The organism is Natrinema versiforme JCM 10478 (genome assembly GCF_000337195.1).
In the GTDB taxonomy this organism is placed as follows: domain Archaea; phylum Halobacteriota; class Halobacteria; order Halobacteriales; family Natrialbaceae; genus Natrinema; species Natrinema versiforme.
In genome coordinates, this window is record NZ_AOID01000050.1 from 1 (window position 1) to 1,109 (window position 1,109).

At 60.8% G+C, this 1,109-nt stretch carries 1 protein-coding gene and 1 pseudogene; one reads left to right on the forward strand and one right to left on the reverse strand.

What is annotated here, in order from left to right:
* Nucleotides 1-159: 159 nt before the first annotated feature.
* The gene (locus C489_RS22275) at nucleotides 160-330 is read left to right on the forward strand and encodes a hypothetical protein (RefSeq protein ID WP_169331192.1); all 171 of its coding nucleotides are present in this window, start codon (nucleotides 160-162) and stop codon (nucleotides 328-330) included.
* Nucleotides 331-590: 260 nt separating this feature from the next.
* On the opposite strand, the pseudogene C489_RS20950 reads toward C489_RS22275, so the two are convergent.
* Nucleotides 591-1,109 (reverse strand): annotated as a pseudogene (locus C489_RS20950) (ISNCY family transposase); the annotation flags it as partial.

Below are 1,109 nucleotides of genomic sequence, written 5' to 3' on the forward strand. Positions count from 1 at the left end.
TCACGCCAGCAGAATCGCCTTATCGACTCCCAACTCCAGTCGGCGAACGAGATGGCTGCAGCTGGCGACACGGACCCCGTTCAGTTTGCGGCTGCTCGAGATCGACTGCGCGACCGGTGACTGTCCACAGATACTCTTCCTAGGGACCCTGCGACAGAAATGACGTCTACCACTACTTCATCAGGATCAGGCGACGACGAGGTCCGCCAGCTGTATGAGCAGTATCAGGTAGTCGAAAGCGACGCCGAACGTCACGAAATTGCCCTCGAGATGGGGAAGCTTGACGGACGCCGCCACGCGGAGATCTACGCAGCGCTTGAAGACGAGTAAGGGAGCGTTCTTCTACTGTTTCGTGTGCGGGTCGGTCGAACCCGACGAGTGGCGAGTGTCCGACCCCAGATTGTCGCCGGTGACAGTCGGTCGCTCTCTAGATTGCGCCAGTCGATAGCCTGACTGACGACTCAGTTCTCCGGATCAGCAGTTGGACCGTCACAAGGACCGCGTTCCTGCCCTCTTTCAGCCCCTTGACGCCTCGAACTATGCGAGAGGCTGTCTCGCTATCCCTCTGACTACATACTTGGGGCAGTGAAGAGCATCCGGCCAGTCTCCCGGAGCATCGTCCGGATGCGCTCAACGCCGAGCGTCTTCGTCTGTAACCGGTGGGGTCCCCCGATAGTGTCTTTCTGCGGGTGGAGTCCGCAGCGAAGGACTGTGCACCGTCGTTCGGGTGCATATCCGTTCGCATTCCGAGGTAGGACTGCTGCACCCAGAACGCGCCCTCGGGAATCGAGGCGTTGTCGCCGCGGTCCAAATGAAAGCAGTCCTCGACGATGGGCTTCGTGCCCTTCCAGACCTCACGGGCTTTCTCGCGGGCGAGCGTGTCCTTACTCTTCTAGCGCGAGACCGTCTCGGTCGGCTGGTCGGGGAGGAACTCGGGTTCGGGCGCGGGATATCGTAGTAGCGGGCGATGTCCATAGCGACCTTGGCGGCGTCCCGTACTGCGTCGTGGACATCTTCGAGGCGGTCGTCCCACGCGCGGTAGAGTATGAACTAGTCGGGAATGCCGTCGAAGTCCAGCTGCGTGCAGAGGAACGGCTGCTGTTTCAGGT

Coding starts and splice junctions, on each gene's coding strand:
- C489_RS22275 (WP_169331192.1), top strand. CDS start 160: ATGACGTCTACCACTACTTCATCAGGATCAGGCGACGACGAGGTCCGC.